Source organism: Bradyrhizobium sp. P2_E8 (assembly GCF_056403875.1).
Map to the genome: position 1 here is coordinate 1 of NZ_JBFUES010000712.1, position 4108 is coordinate 4108.

A 4108-nucleotide genomic window follows, 5' to 3' on the forward strand; every position below is an offset into this window, starting at 1 on the left:
GCGATAGCCGGCGTCGAAAGCATCATAACCGAGTGCGAAAAGTTAGAATAGTTATGGACCTGCAGGCGTGAGCGGTCGGAATGTCTCCACACCTCGCTTGATGATTTGCTCGACCGCTAGTGCGACGTCGCAAGCCAGGCCTCTGACGCCTCACCTCGCCACCACTGGCAACGTCGCCGCTGCCAGCAGCGTCCCCAGCGCCACCGCCCGACGCCGGGTTCACCAGCCGCTGATACTGCACCGCCAAGATGTACGCATTCGCGCCGGTCGGCATCGCCGCCAGCTTCAGCGCGCACATCACCAGAATGCTCAGCTTCTCGCCCTTCACCTCGAAGCGGAACAGGGTTGATGCCGAGCGCGATCAGTGCGGCTCGAAGCGGGGGGCTATCCCCAACGCTGCTCAAAGCCAGTTTTGTCCGCGGTCACCGTATCTCCTGGGTTCGCAATGCGCTATCGGTAGCGAGCCAAGGACGTTCATGGACAAGCAAGCCGGGCGAAAAAGATCGTGAGTTTCTTCGAGCGTCTCAAGACAGAAGCATCCGTTGAGTGGCGGGCTTACACCGAGCATCCCTTCACGAACGGATTGGCAGACGGCTCGCTCCCCGAAGCGGCGTTTCGTCACTACCTCGTCCAAGACTACCTGTTCCTCATCGAGTTTGCGCGCGCCTACGCGCTCGCGGTCTACAAGTCGCCCAGACTTGCCGACATGCGTGAAGCAGCGGCCGGCCTTTCGGCCATCCTTGATGTCGAGATGAACCTGCATGTGAAGCTCTGCGCCGATTGGGGTCTGTCCCCGACAGACCTTGAACAGACCCCTCCGGCGGCCGAGATGCTGGCCTATACACGCTACGTGCTCGACGCGGGAATGCGCGGCGATCTGCTGGCACTCAAGGTGGCGCTTTCCCCTTGCGTGATCGGGTACGCGGAGATCGCCACACGGCTCGCCGCGCGCCCCGATGCTGACGCAGCGACGAATGTCTACCGCGTCTGGATTGCCGAGTATGCCGGCGCGCCGTACCAGGAGGTCGCTGCCAAGGCGCGAGCGCATATGGAGCATCTCGCCGCTCTCTACGCCACGCCGGCCCGCGAGGCAGAGCTGATTGCGATCTTCAAGGAAGCCACCCGGCTCGAGGCAGACTTCTGGGAGATGGCCTGGCGCGCGGGCCAGCGTGTTCAATAACCCTTTCGGCAGTCGTGACCTGAAGGCTAGACAATGACCATGACAGTGCTGCTCGATCTGTCGGGCCGGGCTTCCGTCACGCTTCCTGAAAGCCTGACCGAAACCACGTCTGTCGGCCGTCCCCGCTAGACCGCATTGATCATTTCGCGTAGTCTTTTCGCACAGCAACATGTCAGCGGAGGTCCTCCGTGGAACATCGCGGCGTCAGCTTCTCGATTGTTGAAATGCGCTATTTGCCCGGCTGGCAGTGGACGGTCGGAAAGGGCCGAACCGTGTCGGTCGGTGTCTGTGCGACGAGGGCGGACGCGATCCGCCAGGCTCAGACTTTCATTGACGCGATTATGGACTGGGCTGCCTAAGCGGCGCGGCGGCTACCTCACCCCCGCCACGATCATCACCACCACCGGCAACGTCACCGCCGCCAGCAGCGTGCCCAGCGCCACCGCGCCCGACACCGGGTTCACCAGCCGCTTGTACTGAACCGCAAAGATATACGCGTTCGCGCCGGTCGGCATCGCCGCGAACAGAACAATCACGCCGGCTGCGACCGGCGGCAGGTTCAGCAGCTTGGCCAGCACGAACGCTGCCGCCGGCATCGCCAGCAGCTTGAGCGCGCACATCACGAGGATGCTGAGCTTCTCGCCCTTCACCTCGAAGCGGAACAGGTTGATGCCGAGCGCGATCAGCGCCGCCGGCGATCCCGCCTGCGCGAGCAGCTCGATGGTCCGGTCGACGACGGGATGGAGGCCAAGGCCGGTGAAGCGCCAGACCACGCCGAAGCCGATTCCCAGCATCAGCGGATTGCGCGCGAGATCGGCGAGCACGGGCCGGATCACCGACAGGGGCGAGCCGGTCTGCTTGCGGCTGACAAGCTCCATCTGGAGGATGCCGCAGAGCCAGAGCAGCGGCGTGTTCACCGACAGGATCAGCGCCATCGGGCCTGCGGCCTCAACGCCCAACGCCGAGAGCGTCAGGGGAATGCCGAGCATCACGATGTTGCCGTAGACCGAGCCGATCGCGAACACGACGCCGTCTTCGCGATCCTCGCGCCGCTCGCGCAGCAGCGCCGACAGCGCCAGCGCCGCGATCCAGGTGATCGCGAGCGCGCCGTAATAGGCGCCCCACATCCGGTAGGGGCTGACGTCGGGGAATTCCGACACGACGATGGTGCGGAACAGCAAAGCCGGGATCGCGATGCTGAAGGCGAATTCGGAGATGCCCTTGTGCGCGGTCTCCGAGACGAAGCGAAACAGCACCGCGGCATAGCCTGATGCGATCAGGGCAAACACCGGCGCGACGATCAACACGGTGGCCATGAGCCCCTCTCCTCACGGGGATATCAGCCGACCACCCCACGCACTCTCGATGATGGCATCATGCCCCTGTTTTGCCCGACGTGTCAAAAGTGATTCGTAAAATCCGTAGAGGCGATTTCAAGAGGGATATCAAGGCCCCGGCTACTGTGCATGGGGTTGTTTTCGCAGTTTTTGTTGGATGGTTGCCGGAGCGACAGGTCCGACCCGATCTCGCCAAGTCTGCCAAGGGGTTAGGCTACACCGAGAAGCAGCCCCACCCACAACTGTCGTCACCCGCGAAGGCGGGTGACCCAGTATTCCAGAGACGCCTGAAGTTTCTCGAGGGGCTGCGGCGTACTGGATCCCCCGCCTTCGCGGGGGATGACAGCTGCGTGTGAAGTTCCTCGGGTGTGCCTCGGCCTCTTGCCGAGGCTACTCGGCCTGGCGCTGAACTCACCAGCCCTGTTGCCGAGAGCGCACACGTTCCGACCTTTCGCTCCCGCCCTCGTTGCCAACGAACGGCGGTTCACCCACACTCCGCCCGACCAGACATGTGGGGGGATCGATGCCGGCGTTTCACTTCAGGAAGTCCGTTCTTGCGGCCATGTCGGGGCTTGCCCTGGCCGTCCTGGTCCACCCCGGCGCCGGCTTCGCCTACTCGCAGGAAGAGCAGCAGGCCTGCACGCCGGATGCGATGCGGCTGTGCGGCGAGTTCGTTCCGAACGTCGATGCCATCACCGCCTGCATGATTCAGAAGAAGGCGCAGCTCTCGCCGCAGTGCAAGGTGTTCTTCCGCCGGGGGCCCGAGCCGGGCGAAGCCCGCGCCGGCAAGCCGACCCGCATCGCGCCCAAGACCGCGAAGAAGAGCACCAAGCCGGCGCCGAAGGCGACCAAGAAGAAGAAATCCGAAGGCTGAGCGCGACAAGCGCGTTCCATCCCTGAAACTCAGGCCCCGGCGAGCATGCGACGCGCGGCTTCGCGCGCGATGGCATCGGCTCCGCGACAGCTACCGGACTCCTTTTGTTCGCGCTCCTTGCGCGCCCGCTTGCGGCAATTACCGCCACGCGCGGTCGAAAAGAGTCGCGCCACGGTTTGCGCGGCAAGGTTGCATTCCGGTTTTTCCCGCGCCGCTGCTCAGAAAACGCACGATTGCGCGCAGCGGAGGCGCTTCATTGCAGTTCGTGTCCTTGTCGCGCGCGGCAGTGTGACTCAAAAGCCAACACGCCTTGTTATTTCGTGGCGGCAGAGCAACTCCCGGTAAATTTTTCTTTCCCGAATCAGCGCGCTGATTCATTTTCGGAGCCTGGGGTCAATCTGGAGGCCGAAGGTATGAACGTTATTGTTTTTGCATCGCGTAAAGGCGGCTCGGGCAAGAGTACCCTGGCCGCACATCTCGCCGCGCAGATCAAGGCGAGCAAACAGGTCATGCTCGTGGACGCGGATCCGCAAGGGTCGCTCACGCTGTGGCACAAGCTGCGGGGCACCAACGAACCGCCGATCAAGTCCGCCGTCAACTCCGTCAGCGGCATCGTCTCCGCTGCCAAGCGCGACGGTTATGAATGGGTGTTGATCGACACGCCGCCGAACCTCTCGGCCGTGGTCTATGACGCGATCAAGAACGCCACCATGGTGG

At 63.4% G+C, this 4108-nt stretch carries 5 protein-coding genes; 4 read left to right on the forward strand and 1 reads right to left on the reverse strand.

From position 1 onward, the window contains the following. The first annotated feature begins 505 nt into the window (after positions 1-505). Positions 506-1180 (forward strand): thiaminase II, encoded by a 675-nt coding sequence (gene tenA / locus AC1D00_RS30145; RefSeq protein ID WP_477013174.1) that lies wholly within the window; start codon positions 506-508, stop codon positions 1178-1180. A 188-nt stretch (positions 1181-1368) separates the two neighbouring features. After that, a complete protein-coding gene (locus AC1D00_RS30150) occupies positions 1369-1539 on the forward strand; it encodes a hypothetical protein (RefSeq protein WP_271568083.1) in 171 nt (56 codons plus the stop codon). Positions 1540-1551: 12 nt separating this feature from the next. Here the strand turns inward: AC1D00_RS30150 and AC1D00_RS30155 are convergent, their stop codons facing one another. Next, positions 1552-2496 carry an AEC family transporter gene (locus AC1D00_RS30155; protein WP_477013175.1) on the reverse strand — a complete coding sequence of 315 codons (945 nt, stop codon included), beginning with the start codon at positions 2494-2496 and terminating at the stop codon, positions 1552-1554. A 544-nt stretch (positions 2497-3040) separates the two neighbouring features. Here AC1D00_RS30155 and AC1D00_RS30160 point away from each other — a divergent pair. Both AC1D00_RS30160 and AC1D00_RS30165 read left to right on the forward strand, forming a co-directional pair. Beyond that, the gene (locus AC1D00_RS30160; RefSeq protein WP_027547673.1) at positions 3041-3391 is read left to right on the forward strand and encodes a hypothetical protein; all 351 of its coding nucleotides are present in this window, start codon (positions 3041-3043) and stop codon (positions 3389-3391) included. A gap of 233 nt (positions 3392-3624) precedes the next feature. Then, the coding region (locus AC1D00_RS30165) for an AAA family ATPase (RefSeq protein ID WP_477013176.1) at positions 3625-4108 on the forward strand (484 nt) is incomplete at its 3' end.